General features: G+C 64.8%; 18 protein-coding genes and 1 tRNA gene. 6 read left to right on the forward strand and 13 right to left on the reverse strand.

All coding sequences use genetic code 11. The features are described 5' to 3' along the window. The first annotated feature begins 11 nt into the window (after positions 1 to 11). From BM031_RS21540 to BM031_RS21560, 5 genes are all read left to right on the forward strand, one after another. Positions 12 to 2,324: an NADP-dependent malic enzyme gene (locus tag BM031_RS21540; protein ID WP_091876610.1), complete on the forward strand. Its 2,313-nt coding sequence runs from the start codon at positions 12 to 14 to the stop codon at positions 2,322 to 2,324. A 299-nt stretch (positions 2,325 to 2,623) separates the two neighbouring features. Next, a complete protein-coding gene (gene gmd, locus BM031_RS21545) occupies positions 2,624 to 3,667 on the forward strand; it encodes a GDP-mannose 4,6-dehydratase (RefSeq protein WP_091876611.1) in 1,044 nt (347 codons plus the stop codon). Between the two features lies 1 nt (position 3,668). Continuing rightward, complete coding sequence (locus BM031_RS21550) at positions 3,669 to 4,610, forward strand: GDP-mannose 4,6-dehydratase (RefSeq protein ID WP_091876612.1); 942 nt, start codon at positions 3,669 to 3,671, stop codon at positions 4,608 to 4,610. 35 nt (positions 4,611 to 4,645) lie between these two features. Continuing rightward, positions 4,646 to 5,749, forward strand: a complete 1,104-nt coding sequence (locus tag BM031_RS21555; protein WP_091876613.1) for a glycosyltransferase family 4 protein — start codon at positions 4,646 to 4,648, stop codon at positions 5,747 to 5,749. A 9-nt stretch (positions 5,750 to 5,758) separates the two neighbouring features. Continuing rightward, positions 5,759 to 6,928: a glycosyltransferase family 4 protein gene (locus tag BM031_RS21560; RefSeq protein ID WP_091876614.1), complete on the forward strand. Its 1,170-nt coding sequence runs from the start codon at positions 5,759 to 5,761 to the stop codon at positions 6,926 to 6,928. Between the two features lie 13 nt (positions 6,929 to 6,941). On the opposite strand, the gene BM031_RS21565 is transcribed toward BM031_RS21560, so the two are convergent. Together BM031_RS21565 and BM031_RS21570 are read right to left on the reverse strand one after the other, a co-directional pair. Further along, a complete protein-coding gene (locus BM031_RS21565) occupies positions 6,942 to 7,934 on the reverse strand; it encodes a response regulator (protein ID WP_091876615.1) in 993 nt (330 codons plus the stop codon). A gap of 47 nt (positions 7,935 to 7,981) precedes the next feature. Then, positions 7,982 to 11,302, reverse strand: a complete 3,321-nt coding sequence (locus tag BM031_RS21570; protein ID WP_091876616.1) for an MHYT domain-containing protein — start codon at positions 11,300 to 11,302, stop codon at positions 7,982 to 7,984. Between the two features lie 230 nt (positions 11,303 to 11,532). Here BM031_RS21570 and BM031_RS21575 point away from each other — a divergent pair, with 230 nt between their 5' ends. After that, a complete protein-coding gene (locus BM031_RS21575) occupies positions 11,533 to 12,318 on the forward strand; it encodes a substrate-binding periplasmic protein (protein ID WP_091876617.1) in 786 nt (261 codons plus the stop codon). Between the two features lie 408 nt (positions 12,319 to 12,726). Here BM031_RS21575 and BM031_RS21580 read toward each other — a convergent pair whose 3' ends face one another. The 11 genes from BM031_RS21580 to BM031_RS21630 form a co-directional block, all read right to left on the reverse strand. Then, positions 12,727 to 13,206 (reverse strand): T6SS effector amidase Tae4 family protein, encoded by a 480-nt coding sequence (locus BM031_RS21580; protein ID WP_091876618.1) that lies wholly within the window; start codon positions 13,204 to 13,206, stop codon positions 12,727 to 12,729. Then, entirely contained in the window at positions 13,203 to 13,580 is a 378-nt protein-coding gene (locus tag BM031_RS21585) for a Rap1a/Tai family immunity protein (RefSeq protein WP_091876619.1), read from the reverse strand. Before BM031_RS21585 ends, BM031_RS21580 begins: the two co-directional genes overlap by 4 nt. Beyond that, positions 13,577 to 14,071: an Hcp family type VI secretion system effector gene (locus BM031_RS21590; RefSeq protein ID WP_091876637.1), complete on the reverse strand. Its 495-nt coding sequence runs from the start codon at positions 14,069 to 14,071 to the stop codon at positions 13,577 to 13,579. The genes BM031_RS21585 and BM031_RS21590 overlap by 4 nt, the downstream gene beginning before the upstream one ends. A 356-nt stretch (positions 14,072 to 14,427) precedes the next feature. Beyond that, entirely contained in the window at positions 14,428 to 14,709 is a 282-nt protein-coding gene (locus tag BM031_RS21595) for a hypothetical protein (protein WP_091876620.1), read from the reverse strand. 238 nt (positions 14,710 to 14,947) lie between these two features. Further along, a tRNA-Leu gene (locus tag BM031_RS21600) sits at positions 14,948 to 15,032 on the reverse strand. 76 nt (positions 15,033 to 15,108) lie between these two features. Then, positions 15,109 to 15,576 (reverse strand): hypothetical protein, encoded by a 468-nt coding sequence (locus BM031_RS21605; protein WP_091876621.1) that lies wholly within the window; start codon positions 15,574 to 15,576, stop codon positions 15,109 to 15,111. Between the two features lie 251 nt (positions 15,577 to 15,827). Continuing rightward, positions 15,828 to 17,549: an ArnT family glycosyltransferase gene (locus BM031_RS21610; RefSeq protein ID WP_091876622.1), complete on the reverse strand. Its 1,722-nt coding sequence runs from the start codon at positions 17,547 to 17,549 to the stop codon at positions 15,828 to 15,830. 127 nt (positions 17,550 to 17,676) lie between these two features. Beyond that, entirely contained in the window at positions 17,677 to 17,946 is a 270-nt protein-coding gene (locus BM031_RS21615; protein WP_091876623.1) for a type B 50S ribosomal protein L31, read from the reverse strand. A gap of 294 nt (positions 17,947 to 18,240) precedes the next feature. Further along, the gene (rho, locus tag BM031_RS21620; RefSeq protein ID WP_091876624.1) at positions 18,241 to 19,503 is read right to left on the reverse strand and encodes a transcription termination factor Rho; all 1,263 of its coding nucleotides are present in this window, start codon (positions 19,501 to 19,503) and stop codon (positions 18,241 to 18,243) included. Positions 19,504 to 19,635: 132 nt separating this feature from the next. Next, entirely contained in the window at positions 19,636 to 19,962 is a 327-nt protein-coding gene (gene trxA / locus BM031_RS21625) for a thioredoxin TrxA (protein ID WP_091876625.1), read from the reverse strand. Between the two features lie 227 nt (positions 19,963 to 20,189). Continuing rightward, positions 20,190 to 20,591 carry a response regulator gene (locus BM031_RS21630; protein WP_091876626.1) on the reverse strand — a complete coding sequence of 134 codons (402 nt, stop codon included), beginning with the start codon at positions 20,589 to 20,591 and terminating at the stop codon, positions 20,190 to 20,192. Positions 20,592 to 20,691 lie beyond the last annotated feature (100 nt).

The following is a 20,691-nucleotide window of genomic DNA, read 5'->3' on the forward strand; positions in this document are numbered from 1 at the left end:
GGCTGCCCGGCATGGATTCGTCATCGGATAAAAAAGAAGAACTGCGTCAACAACTGCGTGCTGCGGCGCTCGAGTACCACCAGATTCCCCGTCCGGGCAAGATCAGCGTCACCCCGACCAAGGGCCTGCTGAACCAGCGCGACCTGGCGCTGGCCTATTCCCCGGGCGTCGCCGCTCCTTGCGAAGAGATCGTCAAGGACCCGGCCAACTCGTTCAAGTACACCGCGCGCGGCAATTTGGTCGCCGTCATTACCAACGGCACCGCCGTCCTCGGCCTGGGCAACATCGGCCCGCTGGCATCGAAGCCGGTGATGGAAGGCAAGGGCGTGCTGTTCAAGAAGTTCGCCGGCATCGACGTGTTCGACATCGAGATCAACGAGAACGATCCGGACAAGCTGGTCGACATCATCGCCTCGCTCGAGCCTACTTTTGGCGGCATCAACCTGGAAGACATCAAGGCGCCGGAATGCTTCTACATCGAGCGCCAGCTGCGCGAGCGCATGAAGATCCCGGTCTTCCACGATGACCAGCACGGCACCGCGATCATCGTCGGCGCGGCCATCATCAATGGCCTGAAAGTCGTCGGCAAGGACCTGAAGAACTGCAAGCTGGTGGTCTCCGGCGCCGGCGCGGCCGCGCTGGCCTGCCTCGACCTGATCGTCGACCTCGGCTTCCCGATCGAGAACATCTTCGTCACCGACCTGGCCGGCGTGGTCTACAAGGGCCGCGCGGAGCTGATGGACCCGGACAAGGAACGCTTCGCCCAGGACACGCCGCACCGTTCGCTGGCGGAAGTCATTCCCGGCGCCGACATCTTCCTTGGCCTGTCGGCCGGCGGCGTGCTGAAGCAGGACATGGTCGCGGCGATGGCGCCGAGCCCGCTGATCCTGGCGCTGGCCAACCCGAACCCGGAAATCCTGCCGGAAGACGTGAAAGCCGTGCGCAGCGACGCCATCATCGCCACTGGCCGTTCGGACTACCCGAACCAGGTCAACAACGTCCTGTGCTTCCCCTACATGTTCCGCGGCGCCCTCGATTGCGGCGCGACCACCATCACGCGCGACATGGAAATCGCGGTGGTGCATGCGATCGCCGACCTGGCCCATGCCGAGCAGTCGGACATCGTGGCCTCGGCCTACGGCATCGCCAACCTGTCCTTCGGCCCGGAATACCTGATCCCGATGCCTTTCGATCCGCGCCTGCTGACCCACATCGCGCCGGCGGTGGCCAAGGCCGCCCAGGACGGCGGCGTGGCGACGCGCCCGATCGCCGACATGGAAGCCTACGCCGAAAGCCTGCAGCAGTTCGTCTACCGCAGCGGCACCTTCATGAAACCGCTGTTCTCGGTGGCCAAGAGCACGCCGCTGGAAGCCAAGCGCATCGTCTACGCCGAAGGCGAGGACGAGCGCGTGCTGCGCGCGGTGCAGGTGGTGGTCGACGAGAAGCTGGCGCGCCCGATCCTGGTCGGCCGTCCGGCGGTGCTGGAAAAACGCATCGAGAAATTCGGCCTGCGCCTGAAACTGGGCCAGCACGTGGACGTCATCAACCCCGACTTCGACGAGCGCTACCGCGACTACTGGCAGACCTACTACGCGATCGGCATGCGCAAGGGCGTGACCATCGACATGGCCAAGCTGGAAATGCGCCGCCGCCACACCCTGATCGGCGCCATGATGGTCCACAAGGGCGATGCCGACGGCCTCATTTGCGGCACCTACGGCACCACCCAGATGCACCTGCACTACATCGACCAGGTGCTGGGCAAGCGCGCCGGCACCAACGTGTATGCGGCGATGAACTTCCTGATCACCCCGGACCGCCAGCTGGCCATCGTCGATACCCACGTCAACGAAAACCCCGCTGCCTGCGAACTGGCCGAGATCACCGTGATGGCGGCCGAGGAAATGGAACGCTTCGGCATCCAGCCGCGCGCGGCCCTGTTGTCGCATTCGAACTTCGGCACCTCCAACAGCGCCTCGGCCCAGAAGATGCGCGCCGTGCTGCCGCTGGTGCAGGCCATGAAGCCGGACCTGGAAATCGACGGCGAAATGCATGGCGACACCGCGATCGAGGCCAAGGTGCGGATCAAGATCATGCCCGACTCGAAGCTCACCGGCGACGCCAACCTCCTGGTGATGCCGAACATCGACGCCGCCAACATCTCGTACAACCTGGTCAAGAGCGCGGCCGGCAACGGCATCGCGGTCGGCCCGATCCTGCTCGGCTGTGCCCGCCCGGTGCACATCCTGACCCCGTCCTCCACCGTGCGCCGCATCGTCAACATGACGGCGCTGTGCGTGGTTGATGCGGTTTCACAACGCTGATCGGTAAATCGGCGTCGTCGGGTGGTCGGCGCCGCCGACCACCCGACGACGCCGTCCTTTGCGGGGCGTCAAAGGTGTTTTCCTCCAAATTTCACTGTTTGTCATCGCGCAAATACAACGGTAACAAACCGTAAGCGGGCGACTTACCCCAGCCGTTTCGGGGCATAATGTCGGGACAAAGTGTTGCTTTTATTGCACCTGTTTCTGCTCTGCAAGGGTGTGAGCTACTCCCTCTCTGTTACAATCCGGGCTGCCCTGAGTCTGGCTGCCCGCGAGACCATCTTCTAGAACCCAAGAACATGCAAACAACGAAACGAGCCCTGATTACTGGCATTACCGGCCAGGATGGCGCCTACCTGGCGCAGATTCTCCTGGAAAAAGGCTACCACGTGACCGGCACCTTCCGCCGCTCCAGCTCGGTCAATTTCTGGCGCATCGAAGAGCTCGGCATCGAGAAGCACCCGAACCTGTCGCTGGTCGAATACGACCTGACCGACCTGTCATCGAGCATCCGCCTGATCGACAGCGCGCGCCCGGACGAGGTGTACAACCTGGCGGCCCAGAGCTTCGTCGGCGTGTCCTTCGAGCAGCCGGTCGCCACCGCCTCCATCACCGGCCTGGGCGCCGTCCACCTGCTCGAAGCCATCCGCATCATCAACCCGAAGATCCGCTTCTACCAGGCCTCGACCTCGGAAATGTTCGGCAAGGTGCAGGCCATCCCGCAGGTCGAGGACACCCCGTTCTACCCGCGCAGCCCCTACGGCGTCGCCAAGCTGTACGCGCACTGGATGACGATCAATTACCGCGAGTCCTATGACATCTTCGGTTCCTCGGGCATCCTGTTCAACCATGAGTCGCCGCTGCGCGGCCGTGAGTTCGTCACCCGCAAGATCACCGATTCGGTGGCCAAGATCGTCCTGAACAAGCTCGACGTCCTCGAACTGGGCAACCTGGACGCCAAGCGCGACTGGGGCTATGCCAAGGAATATGTCGAAGGCATGTGGCGCATCCTGCAGGCCGACCAGCCCGACACCTTCGTGCTGGCGACCAACCGCACCGAGACCGTGCGCGACTTCGTCACCATGGCCTTCAAGGGCGCCGGCATCGCCATCGAATTCACCGGCACCGCCGAGAACGAAGTCGGCCACTGCGCCCGCACCGGCAAGACGCTGGTGCGCGTGTCGCCCAAGTTCTACCGTCCGGCCGAAGTCGAGCTCCTCATCGGCGACCCGGCCAAGGCCAAGAGCGTGCTCGGCTGGGAGCCGAAGACCACGCTGGAAGAGCTGTGCCAGATGATGGTCGACGCCGACCTGCGTCGCAACGAAATCGGATTCTCGTTCTAACATGGAACGCGTGGCCACGGGTGACATCCCCGCCTTCATCGGCGGGCGGGAAGGCGAGGGACGCCGCGCGCTCATCACGGGCCTGCGCGGTTTCACCGGCTACTACATGGCGCAGGAACTCAGCGCCGCCGGCTACCGTGTCTATGGCACGGTGATGCCGGGCGAAGAGCTGGGCCCCGATATCTTCCCGGTCGACCTGTGCGACCGCGAGGCCGTGGCGGCCATGGTGGACGCGGTGCAGCCGGATGTCGTGGCGCACCTGGCCGGGATCGCCTTCGTGGCCCATACCAACGCCGAACTGATGTACCGCGTCAACGTGGTCGGCACGCGCAACCTGCTCGAGGCCCTGGCCGAAGGCAAGCACCGTCCCACCAGCGTGCTGCTGGCCTCGTCGGCCAATATCTATGGCAACGCCAGCGTGCCCGTCATCGACGAAAACGTGGCGCCCAGCCCGGCCAACGACTACGCCGTGAGCAAGCTGGCCATGGAATACATGGCGCGCCTCTGGATGGACAAGCTGCCGATCACCATCGCGCGCCCGTTCAACTACACCGGCATCGGCCAGGCCGAGAACTTCCTGCTGCCCAAGATCGTCTCCCATTTCCGCCGCAACGAAGCGCGCATCGAATTGGGCAACCTGGCCATCGCGCGCGATTTCTCCGACGTGCGCATGGTGGCGCGCGCCTACCGCCGCCTGATGGCCGTGGCGCCGGGCGGCGAAGCCTTCAACGTCTGTTCGGGCAGCTCGCATTCGCTGGCCAGCCTGATCGACATGATGGGCGACATCGCCGGCTACCGCATCGACGTGCACGTCAACCCGGCCTTTGTCCGCGCCAACGACGTGCTCACGCTCACCGGCAGCAACAGCAAGCTGACCGCCGTCATCGGCCAGCTCGACCCGACGCCGCTGTCCGAGACGCTGCGCTGGATGTACCAGGCGTGAGCGCAGGCGGTCTTGCCGTCGGACTCGGGACGACCATGATCGAACCGGGCCTGACGGGCGGGCGCCTCGACGGCATCGGGGTCTACACCACGGCCCTGCTGCGCCACCTGCCGCGCACCGGCTGCAGCGTGCTCCCGTATTCCTGGCCGCGCCTGCGCTCGCGCGCCGCCGCCGGCATCAGCATCGGCCAGCCGCTGCCGCAATCCTTCGAAACCGCGTCCCTGGTCGACCTGGCCACCCCCGGTGCGCACCGCGTGCACATGCCGGCCGACCTGTTCCACGTGACCGACTACCGCATCGTGCGCATGGATTGCCCGGTGGTGGCAACCCTGCACGACGCGCTGCCGATCAAGTATCCCGAGTGGTGCAATCCGCGCCTGCGCAGCGTCAAGAACTGGCTGCAGCGCAAGGCCACGGCCAAGGCCGACCATGTCATCGCGCTCTCGCACTTTGCGATCGATGAACTGGTGGAGTGCTTCGGCGTGAACCCGAACCGGGTCTCGGTGGTCTACTGTGGGGTAGACGACGAATGGCTCGAGCCGGCCGACCCGCAAGCGGTTTCCGCCACGCTGGCGCACTACCAACTCGATCCTGGCTATTTCCTTACCGTGGGCACGCTGCAGCCGCGCAAGAATGTCGACCGCCTGCTTGACGCCTGGCTGATGCTGCCGCGCGCGCTGCGCGACGAGCGCGCGCTGGTGGTGGTCGGTGCGCGCGGCTGGCGCTGCGAAGCGCTGGTGGCGCGGCTGGAAACCGCCCGCGCCGATGGCGAAAACATCGTCTGGCTCAATGCGCTCACCGACCCGGTGCAGCTGCGCCACCTGTATCTTGGCGCCGGCGTCTTCGTTTTTCCTTCGCTCTACGAAGGCTTTGGCATCCCCATCGTCGAGGCCTTCGCGTCGCGCGTGCCGGTCGTGTCCTCGAATGCCAGCTCGCTGCCGGAAGTCACGCTGGGCGCCGCACTGGAAGTCGATCCGCTCGACGCCAGGGCGCTGGCCGACGCCATGCACACCCTTGCCAATGACAGCGCCGAACGCGCGCGCTGCATTGCCGCCGGGCGCGAACGCGCCGAACAACTGACATGGCATGCGACCGCACGGCAGACCGCCGACGTGTACCGCGCCGTGCTTTCGCAGTAAGCTTTCAACATGCGTGTCCTCCATTTTTACAAGACCTATTATCCGGACTCGGTCGGCGGCATCGAACAGGTGATCCGCCAGCTGTGCGTCGGCACAGGACGCCTGGGCGTGACCAATACGGTCTTGTCGCTGTCGCGCCACAAGGACCTGGCGCCGATCGAGTTCGACGGCCATGCCGTGCACCGGGTGCCGCTGGACTTCGAGATCGCTTCCAACGCCTGCTCGCTGGCCGCGCTCGGCGCGCTGACGCGCATGGCGCAGCAGGCCGACGTCGTGCACTACCACTTCCCCTGGCCCTTCATGGACATGGCGCACTTCATCTCGCGCGTGAAGAAGCCCACCGTGGTCAGCTACCACTCCGACATCGTGCGCCAGAAGCGCCTGCTGCGCCTGTACCAGCCGCTCAAGCACCGTTTCCTGCGCAGCGTCGACAGCATCGTCGCCGCCTCGCCCAACTACCTGGCCTCGTCGCCGGTGCTGGACCGCTACCGCGACAAGACCCGCGTCATCACCTATGGCCTGGATAAATCCACCTATCCGGCGGTGGAGCCCTGCCGCCTGGCGCACTGGCGGGCCAAGGTGGGACCGAAGTTCTTCCTGTTCGTGGGCGTGCTGCGCTACTACAAGGGACTGCACATCCTGCTCGAAGCGGCCAGGGAGTCGGATTTCCCGATCGTGATCGTCGGCACCGGGCCGGAAGAACAGGCACTGAAGGATCAGGCGGCGCGGCTGGGATTGACGCACGTGATTTTCACGGGGGCGCTGGACGAAGCCGACAAGGCCGCGCTGCTCACCCTGTGCTATGCCGTGGCGTTTCCGTCGCACCTGCGTTCGGAAGCCTTCGGGATCTCGCTGCTGGAAGGGGCGATGTACGGCAAGCCGATGATCTCCTGCGAGATCGGTACCGGCACCACCTATATCAATCTCGATGGCGAGACCGGGCTGGCGGTGCCGCCGTCCGATCCGCAGGCCCTTGGCCACGCCTTGCGCACGCTGTGGGACAAGCCGGAGCTGGCGCGCCGCATGGGCGCGCGCGCCGAAGAACGCTATCACGAACTGTTTACGTCGGAACGGATGGCGGCCAGTTATACGGCGCTGTACCAGGAGCTGGTGGCGCGCAAGGCGACGGCGAACGCCGGCGGAAGCGTGGGACTGGCCGGCCTGCCGCCGACCAGGTAGGCAAAGCGAGGAGTCAGGCCTCGGCCCAGCGCTGCTGCACCGCGCGCACCGCGTCCATCTGCTCCAGGAACAAATCGACCAGCGCCGGATCGAAATGGCGCCCTTTCTGCTCGCGCAGCAAGTCCAGCGCCTCTTGCTCGCTCCAGGCTTTCTTGTACGGCCGTACCGAGGTCAGTGCGTCGAACACGTCGGCAATCGCCACGATTCGTCCCACCAGGGGGATGTCGTTGCCGCGCAGCCCGTGCGGATAGCCGCTGCCGTCGTACTTTTCATGGTGGGTCAGCGCGATCTGCGCGGCCAGCGCCAGCATTCCGCCCTCATGCTCGCCGATGATCTCGGCGCCGATCGTCACATGGCTCTGCATGATCTTCCATTCGTCCGGATCGAGGGGGCCGGGCTTCTGCAGGATGCGGTCGGGGATGCCGATCTTGCCGACGTCGTGCATCGGCGCGGCGTGCAGCAGGTCGTCGGCCTCGGCTTCGGTCAGGCCGGCGGCGATGCCGAGGATGCGCGAGAAGTGGCTCATGCGGATCACATGCAGGCCGGTCTCGTTGTCCTTGTATTCGGCCGCCAGGCCGAGGCGCTGGACGATCTCCAGGCGCGTCGCACGCAGCTCTTCCATCCGCACCAGCGACAGGTGGGTGCGCACGCGGGCGCGCACGATCGGCGGGCTGACCGGCTTGGTGATGTAGTCCACCGCGCCGGCCTCGAAGCCTTCCAGCTCGTCGGCGGTGTCGGTCAGTGCGGTCACGAAGATCACCGGGATCGCCGCCGTCTCCGGGTTGGCCTTGAGCGAAGCGCAGACTTCATAGCCGGACATGCCCGGCATCATCACGTCCAGCAGCACCAGGTCGGGATGTTCCTGGCGCGCCAGCTCGAGCGCGCGTGCGCCGTCCTTGGCGAACAGCAGGCGATAGTGGTCTTGCAGGATCTGGCGCAGCAACTGCAGGTTGCTGGCCTCGTCGTCGACCGCGAGGATCAGCGGGCGGTTGTTCGGTTGGGTCATACGGTGTGTCCTGGTGCGTCCTGTCGTACTGCTTCAATCCAATGTGCCTATTCGCCCAGCGTGGCCATCACGGCTTCCAGCTGCTGCAGGGCGAGGTCGAATTCGAAATCGCCGATCGAGCCCTGGACCTGGGCCACGCGCGGCGCCACCGGGTGGCCGGCCAGCGCCGCCGCCAGCCCGGCCAGGGCGGCGTCGTCGAGGGCGCCGCGGCGCAGGGCTTCCAGCAGCACCCCGCCGGCACGGCGGGCACGGGCCAGGTCGAAGGCGCCCAGCACTTCCGGGGCCAGGGTCGGCGTCACGCTGCCGGCGCGGATCGCCGCCAGCGCTTCGCCCAGGGCGGCGGTGGAGGCGCCCAGCGCGCTGGCCGCTTCCCGCTCGTCGGTCGGCACCGTGTTGGTGGCCTGCTCCAGCTTGGACAGCGCGTCCGACAGCTGTTCCAGCCCGACGTTGGCGGCCACGCCGCGCACCTTGTGGGCCAGCATGCGCAGTTCCTGGTGCGAGCCGCCCGCCGCGTGCAGCTGCAACGTGGTGGCGAGGTCGCCGTACTGGCGGCCGAAGTGGTCGAGCGCCTCGGCATACACGTCGGCCTTGTCGGCCCAGCGGTGCAGGCCGGCGCGGCGGTTCAGCACTTCGCGCGCCGGGCCCGGGATCTGCACGCCATCCTTGTCGGCCTGCTGCTGGTCCAGGCCCAGCACGCGCGCGATCTCGTGCGACAGCGTGAACCAGTCAACCGGCTTGGTGGCGAAACCGTCCATGCCCACTTCGACGCTGGCGCGGCGATGTTCGGCCAGCACGCTGGCGGTCATCGCGATCACCGGCGTGCGGCGGCGGCCGGTCTCGGCTTCATGGGCGCGGATCGCGCGGGTGGCCGACAGGCCGTCGAGCACCGGCATCTGGAAGTCCATCAGCACCAGGTCGAATTCGCCGGCCTTGGCCTGTTGCACCACGGCGGCGCCGTCGGGCACCGCGGTGAGGGTGTGGCCGCGGCGCGCCATCAGCAGCTGCAGCAGTTCCAGGTTCTGCGGCACGTCGTCGGCGGCCAGCACGCGCAGCGGCGGCAGCACGGCGGCGCTGCGCACGCGCGGGGCCTGCTGCGCGAAGCGCGCCAGCACCAGCGGCAGGCGCACGTGGAAGGTGGTGCCCTGACCCGGTTCGCTCTCGGCCCAGATCTTCCCGCCCATCAGCTCGACCAGCTGCTTGCAGATGGTGGTGCCCAGGCCGGTGCCGCCGAAGCGGCGCGTCATCGAGGCGTCGGCCTGGGTGAACGGGTCGAAGATCGCCTGCAGGCGTTCCGGCGCGATGCCGATCCCGGTGTCGCTCACCGACATGCACAGCTGGTCGGCCTCGAAGCCCACGCGCAGGGTCACGGTGCCTTGCGGGGTGAACTTGATCGCGTTGTCGAGCAGGTTGGTGAGCACCTGGCGCACCCGCAGCTCGTCGCCGCGCAGGCCGGTCGGCAGCGCCGGGTCGTAGTGGATGTCCAGGTGCAGGCCCTTGGCACGCGCATTCGCAGCCAGGGTCGAGGACAGCTCGTCGATCAGCGACAGCAGGTTGTAGTCGTTCTGCTCCAGCTCCACCGCGCCTTTTTCCAGCTTGGCGGTGTCGAGGATTTCGTTGAGCAGGCGCAGCAGGGCGCGGCCGGCGCTGCGGATGGTGTCGAGGTGGCGGCGCTGTTCCTTGTTCAACTCGCCGTCGAGCAGCACGTCGGTAAAGCCGAGGATGGAATTCATCGGCGTGCGGATTTCGTGGCTCATGTTGGCGACAAACGTCGCGCGCGCGGCGGCGGCCTGCTCGGCCTTGTCCTTGGCTTCGCGCAGCGCTTCTTCCATCAGGCGGCGCTCGGTGATGTCGAGGATGACGCCGTCGAGCCACTCCACCTCGCCTGCGTCGTTGCGCACGCCGCTGCCGTTTTCCCACATCCAGCGCACGCTGCCGTCGGCGTGCAGCAGGCGGTATTCGACCAGGTAGGGACGGTCCTCGCGCAGCGCGACCGCCAGTTCGTCGTTCACGCGCACGCGGTCGGTCGCATGGATCATGGCGCCGAAGGTGCGGCGCGGCGGGTCGCCCAAAAAGTCCGCGGCCGGGAAGCCGGTGACGCGTTCGACCGCGTCGCTGATGAAAACCATCGGCCAGTCGCCGTCCACGCTGCAGCGGAACGAGATGCCGGGGATGTTGCCGATCAGGGAGCGGAACTGCGCTTCGCTGGCGTGCAGCGCCTGCATGATGGCGCGCCGTTCGCTGATGTCGGTGATGAAGCAGACGAACAGGTCTTGCTGGCCCAGGCGCGCATGGCCGATCGCGCGCCGGATCGGCACCATGCCGCCATCCTTGCGCTTGCCCATGATCTCGCTGCTCTTGCTCAGCGCCTCGGTATAGCCGTCGCGCATGATGCCCAGCAGGCCATTTTGCGATGTGACGTCGTCGTCGGCGATCAACAGGCCGGCATTCTGGCCGACGATCTCGTCGCGCCGCCAGCCGAAGATGCGTTCGGACGAGGCGTTGAATTCGGTGACGGTGCCGTCGCGCGCGATGGTGATCACGCCGTCCACCGTGGTGGTGAGCAGGGCGCGCATCCAGGCTTCGCTGCGCTGCAGCTCGAGGAACATCTGGCGGTAGCGCAGCAGGCCGTTGGCGCCGACCACCAGGCCGGTGAAGACCACGGTGATGAGCGAAATGGCGATCGCCAGGAACTCGCTGTTGGAGGCGCCGCTGCCGCCCGGTTCGACCTGGCCGACGAAGCGCGCAGCCGCCATGCCGGTGTAGTGCATGCCGGCGATGGCGCAGCCCATGACGGTGGCCGCGATCAGCAGGCGGCGCGATTCGGTGAGCGAGGTAAAGCGTGTCAGGCCGAAGCGCACGCCCAGGGCGATCGTGGCCAGCACCACCGCGACCACGATCGACAAGGCGAACATTGCCGGATCGTAGCGCAGCTGCAGCTTCATCTGCATGCCCGCCATGCCCGAATAGTGCATGGCGCCGATGCCGGCGCCGACCACCACGCCGCCGATCATCAGGCCCACCAGGCCCAGGCGCTGGCGCGAGATCAGCGACAGCGCGACGGCCGACGCGCCGATGCTCGGCAGGGCCGACAGGATCGTGGTCCACGGGTCGTAGGTGATCTCGGTACACAGGTTAAACGCCAGCATGCCGATGAAGTGCATGGCCCAGACCCCGGCGCCGAGCGCGAGGCTGCCGCTGCCGAGCACGATGGCGCGGTGGGTGCGGCTGGCGGCGGCCTGGCCGGCGATCTGCAGGCCCATCCAGGAAGAGAAAATGGCGATCAGGACCGACAGCAGCACGAAGCGTGGTTCGAAGACGCCGAAAGCGAGCAGCGACGGATCATCCGGAACTGAGAAGAGTTGCAGCATGGGGCGGCTTTGTCGTAATTGGGCAAGGAAAGCGCCCGGAAATGGTCAGACCAGTATCGCATTTCCGTATGGGAAAGTCTTGTTGAACGCAGGCATCATGCGGGTTTGACCCGTGAATGTGTCGCGCGAGCGCCACCGTATCCATCAAATTGGCTAGATGCGTTGCGGAAATTTTAACGGTCCTGATATGCTCGCTGAAACCACGCGCCCGCCCGCGCCACCAGGACAGCATGCCGTTCAATCGAATTCTCATCGCAGCACTTGCCGTGGCCGGCTTGGCGGCAGTCCCGGCCTGGGCCTCGGCCTCAGTTTCGGCTCCCGGTGCGGCCGCGCAGCCGCGCCTGTACATCACGACCGAAACCTCGGCGCCGTCGAGCATGCGGGAGGGCGCGCAGGTCGTTGGCATTGCCACCGACAAGGTGCGCGATGCGATGCGCCGCGCCGGGGTCGACTACACGATCGAGCTGCTGCCATGGAAGCGCGCCTACCTGGCGGCCCAGGAGCGCCCGGACGCCTGCGTCTATTCGACTTCCCGCACGCCCGAGCGCGAAGCGCTGTTCAAATGGGTCGGTCCGATCGACACCGGGCAATGGGTGCTGATGGGGCGTGCCGACAGCAAGCTCAAGCTGAAAACCCTGGACGATGCGCGCGGCCTGCGCATCGGCACCTATAACGGCGACGCCCGCGACGGCTACCTGCGCGCTCGCGGGTTCCACGTCGACTCCGCCAACGAAGACATCGCCAATGCCGCCAAGCTCCTGCTCGACCGCATAGACCTGTGGGCGGCAGCCCTGCGCAGCGGCAGCACCATCCTGGCTAGATACGGCTATGACAAGAAGATCGTGCCGCTGCTCGTGTTCAAGCAGGTGGAGACCTACTTGGCCTGCAACCGGGCGGTACCGGACGCCGTCATCGGCCGCCTCAACCTGGCCTTCGAGGCCATGGCGCGCGACGGCAGCAGCCGCCGGATCGAGCGCAACTACGAGACCTGGGGCCAGCCGATCGTCAAGCCGTGACGCGCCGGCCGCGCGTCCATCGCGGAATGAGAATCACTATGTAAATTATTCCGACGGCGGAATGTGGGACAAAATGCTGTCGTGCTGTCATCGCCGGAAGGCGAGCCGCGGTCAAGCGCAACGCCAAGTATCATGAATGTGACCTGGATGAATTTCGCATGTACCTGTTGCACCTTCAGCAAAACCACTATTACTCGAGGCAGCATCGTCTTCCCTCGGCCTCAGATTTTCACGTTGGCGGTTATTGAATTCTTCATCTGCGCTACATGCGCTCGCGCGAACTTGCCATCGACCACTGGCGGTCCGACGCCTTCAACAGCTGGGGCCGAGCGGCTGAGCCTGCTGATCTGCTCTAAGTCCTGGACGCTGCGCTGCAGACGTCTGCACAGCAGCGTCAAGACTGGCCGGCTACTCTAGCGACCAGAACCACGTTTCCGCGCTCAGCCAGTAGCAGCTTGTCCCGCAAGCGCTCATCCCGCCCAGCATCGGCGACACGATGTCGATATGTCCACCTTCATATACGCCGGGAGTCAGGCGGAAGAACGAAACGATGCCGCTGCGGTTTCCAATATCCGTAAGTGCCGTTGGTCCGCTGAATTTTTGGGGCTTGCCGAGCATCGACGGCCGGGACAGGATTGCCGACAGCTTTGCCTGGCCTGGTTCGATATTCTTTCCCTTGAGCGGGCCGTCCTTTTTAATTGACATGCGACCGCCGGGAATCGTCACGCCCGACCGGATCAGCGCAAGGCTGACCCGGATTGCACAGGTGTTTTCATATTTTGGGTCCCCGATCAAGTCGTCCCAGCCAAGCTCGCGGAACAGGGCAGCAGGAGGCACATCGCGCTTGCGCGGGTAGTGCTTCGCCAGAACGCTAAAAGGCACGTTCATGGCTGCCTCTTTTGGGGGCAAGGAAAGCGCGCAGCGTACAGGCGCACGAGCTCGGCGGCAGCGCTGCCCGGCATTGAGCCTGCCCGGCTACGCATCGCTTCCCATATCCGGTCATCGACCTCCGTAGGCTTCATGCCAGGCGGCGCACACCATAGACGACCTTGGGTCGCATCGACTACGCCTGCTTGATAGCCTTCTACATAACGCTGCTGGTAGGCTGCATTGGGACTTTGGTGCCACTTGTCCACGCCCGGCTCACCCGACACCTGTGTCACGAAGTCATTGCCCGACAGATGCCAGGGAAACACGCCCAGCGGCTTGGCAGCCGCGCTGCAAGCCACCAACAGAGCGAGGTACAGGGCGCTGCGCTTCATGCTGCAATCCGGTTTGAGGCCAAATCCCAGCCGCCCATCGTGCTCCCAAGCGTGCCGCCGCCTATCCTCTGCTGGGTGTAAGCCATCTTGATCTTGGAGAACTTGAGCCCGAGGCTTTCGCCGAGCACGGCGCCCTCGCTGACGGACGAGGCCATGTGGCAGATCAGCACGTTCTCGAGCTGGATCTCGAAATACTTGATCGGCGTGCCGTCGCCGTCGGCACGCATGAATTCCAGCTTTGCCCTGGGGAACGTCTTCCCGCATGCCGACGATTGGAACAGAATCGGCGACGCCATATCCGCCAGCTTGGTTATGCCGATCTCGGATAAGTTAGCGCGCTCAGCCGTGTGGCCACCGGCCGTGGAGGCTGTCGCAGATTTCGGCTGAGTCACAGCCCATTCCACTGACAGACACTCGATCCAGCCCTGGTGCACGGAGTCGGTCGATTCACCCTTGATGCCGTCGATCTGCAGATAAACGTCGATTGCCATGATGCCTCCCTGTAGTGAGAGGGCATCGTCGCAGAGATGGGTTTGCTGCAACTTGGCAGTCGTCAACGCTCTTCCGGGACTAGATCATGCCCACGTCGCCGACGCTCGGGCTCTGCGAGCACGCGCGCGAGGAGCGCGAAGCCGGCGCCATGCACGGTGAGGAAGCGAGCGGCAGCAAGCGCCGTGATCGATACCCATGGCCGGCGCCTCGTCGACAGGCGATCACGCGCTTCCGAATCCTTCGGTCGGCGCGCGTCCGACGTCGGGCTGTCTCAAATCCGCTTCCATTCCTTTGCTGCAACTGTAAGAAGATTCGACAGTAAATTTAGCTCGCGGTGGACCGTTGAACCGCTGACCTAGTCGGTGTCCAGACGATGGTCCCGCCACTTCCCCAGCACCTCGGAGGTGGCATCGACGAGCTTCATGTCGCGGAACGGCTTCTCCTGGATCTTCCAGTCGCCGATCGCAGCAGGGCGAAGCACTTCAGATCGATGTCCGCGCTTCGTGGCTGATACCTCCTTTTCGTCGCCGTCGAGGGCATCGCTAACCGCTCCCCCCGCCTGGATCCGGTAGTCTTGCCGCCACGGATTTCGGCCTCGCTGCTGTCGCCAGGCGATTACCTCGGCTTTCGTTGGCATTACTCGTAAATCTCGGACGCCTTAAATCACCACCCACGCTCGCCTTCGCATAAAGCCTCGCTTCGCACTCACGCCGAGTGTTCCGTGCGTAATTATTGCGAAAAACGTGCGTATTAAGTGGGGCGATGAAGCGGGGAAATATGGGAAAGTGTAGAGAGCCTCGTGGCCCGCCGCACCTGCTAAGTGCTTGTTTTTACTTAGGAAGTGGGTAATTGCGGTGTGTTGCGTTAAGTGTTCTTGGTGCCTCCGGCCGGAATCGAACCGGCACGCCTTACGGCGCTTGATTTTGAGTCAAGTGCGTCTACCAATTCCGCCACAGAGGCCCTACAGCAGGCGCGCATATTAGCACACCGTTTGCCCGGCTGACCAGTACCGCTGTGTACGGAAAGGCCTGGCGACTCAGGCGCCGATGCGCTGCTGCAGCAGGCGCAGGCTGCCCACCGGGCCGACCACCTGCAGCGCGTGCGGCTTGACCGCCACGACGATGGCGCCTTCGCGGCCGCGCAGCCATGGCTTGGGGCGGAAGTAGCTGAGGCTGCCGGCATCGGAGGCCGTACGGCGGTAGCCCAGCGAAACCAGGGCGTCATCGAGCGTGCCGAGGAGATTGTTGGCATCGAGGCGGGTGCGCATTTCGAACCGGCCCGGGCCCATCATGGCGACCGGCATCAGCCCGCCCGCCAGCGCCGGCAGCACGATGAAGGGCAGCGGCGTGCCGGGATCGATGGCGTGCAGGACCAGCATCAGCAGCGGCAGGCCGACGGCGAGGGTGAGGGCCCATGGAAACAGCTGTCGCCAGGTAGCGGGGCGGCGCAGGAAAAAGGGTCGTTCGCGAATTCTTACAATTTCTGAAAATGTAACGCTTTTCATGGTGTCTCCTCGCAGCGCTGCGTGACCGGTTGGGCCGTCGGGCAACAAAATGCGACCAGTTTTTATTCTGACCGCCTAGCTGACAGGGAAGTTGACTCCGCTCAAATACTCGGGCTTTGGAGCGGCGCTTCTCATCGTCGGCATGGCGTGCCGCGCACTGGCGAAAAGCATGCATGAATCGTGCCAGAAAACACAAAGCCGCCCGCGATGCACGCGGACGGCCTGTCAATACAGCCTGGGCGAGGTCGCGCTCAGCGCGCGCGCTGGAACAGCCGGAAGCGTTCGTCGCTGTCGCGCACGCGCCGGCCTTCCCACAGCAGGGTAGCGCGGCGCAGGCCGTAGCGCGACACCAGGTCGCGCGCGTCGCGGTTGCGGATGTTGTCCTGCAGCAGCACATAATTGCAGGTTCCGCCGGCCATGGTGGCGAAGGGCAGGCGGCCGAAGTAGGCGAACGAGGCGCGCTGGGCCGGGCCGGCATTGGTATCGATGCAGCCGGCGTCATGCGGCAGGCGCGCCGCGATCTGCTGGGCCACGGCGGCATAGCTGCGGCCGTAGTTCAGTTCCGGCAGGAACAGGGTCATCAGGAGTACCCACAGCAGAATCAGGCCGCTCGACGACAACACCACCGCGCGCCACAGCACCGAGGGCTGGCGCGACAGGCGCCAATGGACCAGCATGATCCAGCCGATGCTGGTGGCGGCAGCGACGGCGAAGGCGACGATCCCCACCTCCGGCTTAAATCCAGGCACCAGCTTGAGCGCATTGTGCGACAGCTGGGCCGGCCAGCCGGTGAGCTTGGCGATCCAGAACAGCCATACCAGCGCGCCCAGGATGGTCAGCACCATCACCGAGAACCAGTCGATCGCATTGATCGCGCCGCGCTTCATGGTCGGCAGGCCGAAGGCGGCGATCAGGGCCAGCGGGGCCAGCATCTTGAGGAAGTCGCCGTTTTCCGGCGCCGGGTCGCACAGCAGCAGCAATGTGAGTGCGCCGAAGAACATCACCGGCATGACGATGTGCAGCAGGTGCTGCTGGCGCCGCCAGGCCCAGATCGCCCACAGCGCGAACGGCCAGGCCGGCCAGAAGAACCACACGCCGATGCGGAAGAAGCCCTTCACCGAGGCCGCGCCGGGAAAGCCGAGCTGCCCCGCGTTCCAGTCGAGCCATTCGCCGACCGGCGACAGGCCGTAGGGCTGCATCAGGGCGGCCGGCGCCAGCCACACCAGGGTGATAAGAAATCCGACAGCGGCCGCGCCGGCCAGGTGGCGCAGGGTGTCGGCGGTGGCCAGCTTCAGGTAGCGGGTGCAGGCATACAGCGCCAGCACCAGCACCGCCGGCGCCAGCATGCCGCGCGTGAGCGCCAGCGCGCCCAGCGACAGGCCTACCAGCACCGCGTTGCGGGGCGACGCGGTTTCGACGTAGCGCACCGCGCGGTACAGGAAATAGGCGAGCAGGGCGCCCTGCAGGGTGGCCGCCAGGGTCAGGTGGCTCTGCACCAGCAGGCCGAGGCAGCCGAGGTAGATCAGGACCGCGGTGTCGCCCAGGGTGCGGCCGTAGTCGTCCGGCTCGGGCTGGCCGCCGAAGGCCAGGCGCAGCGGCTGCGCCTCGGCGCGGCGGCCCAGGTGGAAGGCGGTGTACCAGAGCGACACGGCGCCAGTGACGAAAATGCCGATGGTCGAGACGCGCGCGGCCAGCACGTCGCCCAGGATCCAGCCGAACAGCTTGATGCAGGCGGCGCCGAGCCAGAAGGCCAGCGGGCCTTCCCCGGCGGCGGCCAGGCCGGCGATGTTCGGGTACAGCCAGTCGTCCAGGCCGCCATGCGCCATCGTCCACATGATGCCGAAGCTGCCCGCATCTTCCTTCCACGGGTCGCGGCCGATCAGGCCCGGCAGGATGTACAGCATGCCCAGCGCAAGCAGGGCCCAGCGGGGCAGCGCCAAGGTGGCGGCGGCGGGGAGGCGGACGGGTTTCATCAGGCAGTCTGTTACGGGATGAGAATAGTCGCGTAGTATAGCCGCGAAAAAAAAGAAGCCGGTGAACCGGCTTCTTTTATGGCAACCCTGGGCGCTGGGGCCCGGGCTTGCTGTCGTACAGTGGCGATTAGCCGTTGGCGACGGCGGTCTTCGAACCGACTGCGCCGAACTTCTGGCGGAACTTCTCGACGCGGCCAGCGGTGTCGACGATCTTGTGCTTGCCCGTGAAGAACGGATGCGATTCAGCCGAGACTTCGATCTTGATCAGCGGGTATTCTTTACCCTCGTGGGTGATCTTTTCGCGGGTGTTGATGGTCGAACGGGTCACGAACTTGAAGTCGCACGACAGGTCGTGGAAAACGACTTCGCGGTATTCTGGATGGATATCGGTCTTCATGGTAGTGCTTTCTAAGTGTAGGTAGCCAAACAGCACTTCGTCGGTCGTCCTGCTTCTTGACCCGATTGCCGATCACTTGCCAGGGGGTTGAACTGAACCGGCGATTATAAAGGGGTTTGGGGTGGAGGGCAATGTCAGGTGTGGGCGTTTATTTCATTGTTATCTTCAAGACCGTCGTACGCGCCACTGGCGCCTACGACGGTCTTAGGGGTAACAATGGAATTGTGCTAGCGATATGCGAAACAAAAAAGGCGGCCCTCAGGCCGCCCATTCACGCGATTGCTGCGCTGGCGATCAACCGCCGCGGCGCATCATGTCGAAGAACTCGATATTGTTCTTGGTCGCGCGCATCTTGTCGAGGATGAACTCCATCGCTTCGATCTCGTCCATCGAGTACAGCAGCTTGCGCAGGATCCAGATTTTCTGGAGCTGGTCCGGCTTGATCAGCAGTTCTTCGCGGCGGGTACCCGATTTGTTCAGGTTGATCGCCGGGTAGACCCGCTTCTCGGCCAGGCGGCGCTCGAGGTGGACTTCCATGTTGCCGGTGCCCTTGAATTCCTCGAAGATCACGTCGTCCATGCGCGAACCGGTTTCGATCAGCGCGGTGGCGATGATGGTCAGCGAGCCGCCTTCCTCGATGTTGCGGGCGGCGCCGAAGAAGCGCTTCGGACGCTGCAGCGCGTTGGCGTCCACACCGCCGGTCAGCACCTTGCCCGAGGCCGGGATCACGGTATTGTAGGCGCGCGCCAGGCGGGTGATCGAATCGAGCAGGATGACCACGTCCTTCTTCATCTCGACCAGGCGCTTGGCTTTTTCCAGCACCATCTCGGCGACCTGCACGTGGCGGGTGGCCGGTTCGTCGAAGGTCGAGGCGACCACTTCGCCGCGGACCGAACGCTGCATCTCGGTCACTTCTTCCGGACGCTCGTCGATCAGCAGGACGATCAGGGTCACGTCGGGGTGGTTCGCGGTGATCGCGTGCGCCATGTGCTGCAGGATGACCGATTTGCCCGACTTCGGCGAGGCCACCAGCAGGCCGCGCTGGCCCTTGCCGATCGGCGCGATCAGGTCGATGATGCGGCCGGTGATGTTTTCCTGGCCGTTCATGTCGCGTTCGAGGCGCAGCGGGTCGTTCGGGTGCAGCGGCGTCAGGTTTTCGAACAGGATGCGGTGCTTCGAGGCTTCCGGCGATTCGCCGTTGACCTTGTCCACCTTGACCAGTGCGAAGTAGCGCTCGCCGTCTTTCGGCGTACGCACTTCGCCTTCGATCGAGTCACCCGTATGCAAGTTGAACCGGCGGATCTGCGACGGCGAGATATAGATGTCGTCGGTCGAGGCCATGTAGCTGGCGTCCGGCGAGCGCAGGAAGCCGAAGCCGTCCGGCAGCACCTCGAGGGCGCCGTCGCCGAAGATCTGCTCGCCGCCTTTGGCGCGCTTCTTCAGGATCGCGAACATCAGTTCCTGTTTGCGCAGGCGGGCTGCGTTGTCGATATCGAGGCCGATTGCCATCTCCAGCAGCGCGGAGACGTGCATTGCCTTCAGTTCAGATAAATGCATGTTTGTGTGGGTGTCCCGTGACGGGAAAGTAAAGGTAGGGGAGGGAACTGCGTGGGTTCATCAAGCTGGGAAGGGCCGAGGCCGGCTGGCTTCCCGACAATGACGGCAGCGCGGGCGCGCCGCCGTCGCGTATTAGATGTTGCTGTCGATAAACGAGGTCAACTGGCCTTTCGCCATTGCGCCAACCTTCTGGGCAGCAGCGACGCCGTTCTTGAACAGGATCAGGGTCGGGATGCCGCGGATGCCGAACTGGGCCGGTACGGCCTGGTTTGCGTCGACGTCGACCTTGGCCACCACCAGCTTGCCTTCGTATTGCTTGGCGACTTCTTCCAGGATCGGCGCAATCATCTTGCATGGACCGCACCACTCGGCCCAGAAGTCTACCAGGACCGGAAGCTCGGACTTGAGCACTTCGGCATCGAAGCTAGCATCGCTGATGTGTTTAATGTTTTCGCTCATATGTTCCTCAAAAGAGGTAAAGATCAAATTGGTACGCCTGGCTTGCTGAGCCGACCCTGCTCAGGTCTGGCCGCTTCCAATGCATGCTTTTATAAATAACCGCTACACAATGGTGGAGGCACTGTGTGCAAAAAACAATATGGAAGGACGGCAAGGAGGTGTCAGGCGGGGATGTGCGGAATAATACCGCATTTTTTCAAATAGTGTAGGGCGGTTTGTACAAAATCTCAACATTGCACCGCACGACGCAACTGCTCGATCCCGACCGGCTTGCGGAAGGCGCCCGCCACCTGCAAACCGAGGGCGCGCGCCAGCTCGGTGGCGGCGTTGCGCACCCCGTCTTCGAGCGCCGACACCAGGATCACCCGGCCGCTGAATCCCTGCCCGGCCGCGGCCTGCAGGAACTCGATGCCATCCATGTCCGGCATCGCCAGGTCGCAGATCAGGAGGTCGGGCGCGTGGCGCGGCAGGGCGTCGAGCGCCCGCCTGGCGTCGATTTCGGCATGGACCACGAAGGGCCCGAGGCCGTCGAGCATGTCGCGCAGCACGTCGAGCATGAAGCGGTCATCGTCGAGCAACAGCACGCGCTGGGGCGCGGCAAACGGTGCTGGCGAGGAAGGTAGCGTCATTCAGGAGGGATGGCTGCGGTTGGACCGGGGCCATTATGGCGAAGTTTTCCAGTTCCGTGGAGATATTGAACCGCTATGTTGCTGGGGCGTTGCGAATTGG

This window comes from Massilia yuzhufengensis (assembly GCF_900112225.1).
GTDB lineage: Bacteria > Pseudomonadota > Gammaproteobacteria > Burkholderiales > Burkholderiaceae_D > Telluria > Telluria yuzhufengensis.

Excerpts from the sequence above, each read along its gene's own strand:
- BM031_RS21595 (WP_091876620.1), bottom strand. The coding sequence starts at position 14,709 with ATGCCAACGAAAGCCGAGGTAATCGCCTGGCGACAGCAGCGAGGCCGA.
- trxA (WP_091876625.1), bottom strand. The coding sequence starts at position 19,962 with ATGAGCGAAAACATTAAACACATCAGCGATGCTAGCTTCGATGCCGAA.
- BM031_RS21630 (WP_091876626.1), bottom strand. The coding sequence starts at position 20,591 with ATGACGCTACCTTCCTCGCCAGCACCGTTTGCCGCGCCCCAGCGCGTG.
- BM031_RS21555 (WP_091876613.1), top strand. The coding sequence starts at position 4,646 with ATGATCGAACCGGGCCTGACGGGCGGGCGCCTCGACGGCATCGGGGTC.
- BM031_RS21560 (WP_091876614.1), top strand. The coding sequence starts at position 5,759 with ATGCGTGTCCTCCATTTTTACAAGACCTATTATCCGGACTCGGTCGGC.
- BM031_RS21540 (WP_091876610.1), top strand. The coding sequence starts at position 12 with ATGGATTCGTCATCGGATAAAAAAGAAGAACTGCGTCAACAACTGCGT.
- BM031_RS21610 (WP_091876622.1), bottom strand. The coding sequence starts at position 17,549 with ATGAAACCCGTCCGCCTCCCCGCCGCCGCCACCTTGGCGCTGCCCCGC.
- BM031_RS21605 (WP_091876621.1), bottom strand. The coding sequence starts at position 15,576 with ATGAAAAGCGTTACATTTTCAGAAATTGTAAGAATTCGCGAACGACCC.
- BM031_RS21585 (WP_091876619.1), bottom strand. The coding sequence starts at position 13,580 with ATGAAGCGCAGCGCCCTGTACCTCGCTCTGTTGGTGGCTTGCAGCGCG.
- BM031_RS21565 (WP_091876615.1), bottom strand. The coding sequence starts at position 7,934 with ATGACCCAACCGAACAACCGCCCGCTGATCCTCGCGGTCGACGACGAG.
- rho (WP_091876624.1), bottom strand. The coding sequence starts at position 19,503 with ATGCATTTATCTGAACTGAAGGCAATGCACGTCTCCGCGCTGCTGGAG.
- BM031_RS21550 (WP_091876612.1), top strand. The coding sequence starts at position 3,669 with ATGGAACGCGTGGCCACGGGTGACATCCCCGCCTTCATCGGCGGGCGG.
- BM031_RS21590 (WP_091876637.1), bottom strand. The coding sequence starts at position 14,071 with ATGGCAATCGACGTTTATCTGCAGATCGACGGCATCAAGGGTGAATCG.
- BM031_RS21575 (WP_091876617.1), top strand. The coding sequence starts at position 11,533 with ATGCCGTTCAATCGAATTCTCATCGCAGCACTTGCCGTGGCCGGCTTG.
- BM031_RS21570 (WP_091876616.1), bottom strand. The coding sequence starts at position 11,302 with ATGCTGCAACTCTTCTCAGTTCCGGATGATCCGTCGCTGCTCGCTTTC.
- gmd (WP_091876611.1), top strand. The coding sequence starts at position 2,624 with ATGCAAACAACGAAACGAGCCCTGATTACTGGCATTACCGGCCAGGAT.
- BM031_RS21580 (WP_091876618.1), bottom strand. The coding sequence starts at position 13,206 with ATGAACGTGCCTTTTAGCGTTCTGGCGAAGCACTACCCGCGCAAGCGC.
- BM031_RS21615 (WP_091876623.1), bottom strand. The coding sequence starts at position 17,946 with ATGAAGACCGATATCCATCCAGAATACCGCGAAGTCGTTTTCCACGAC.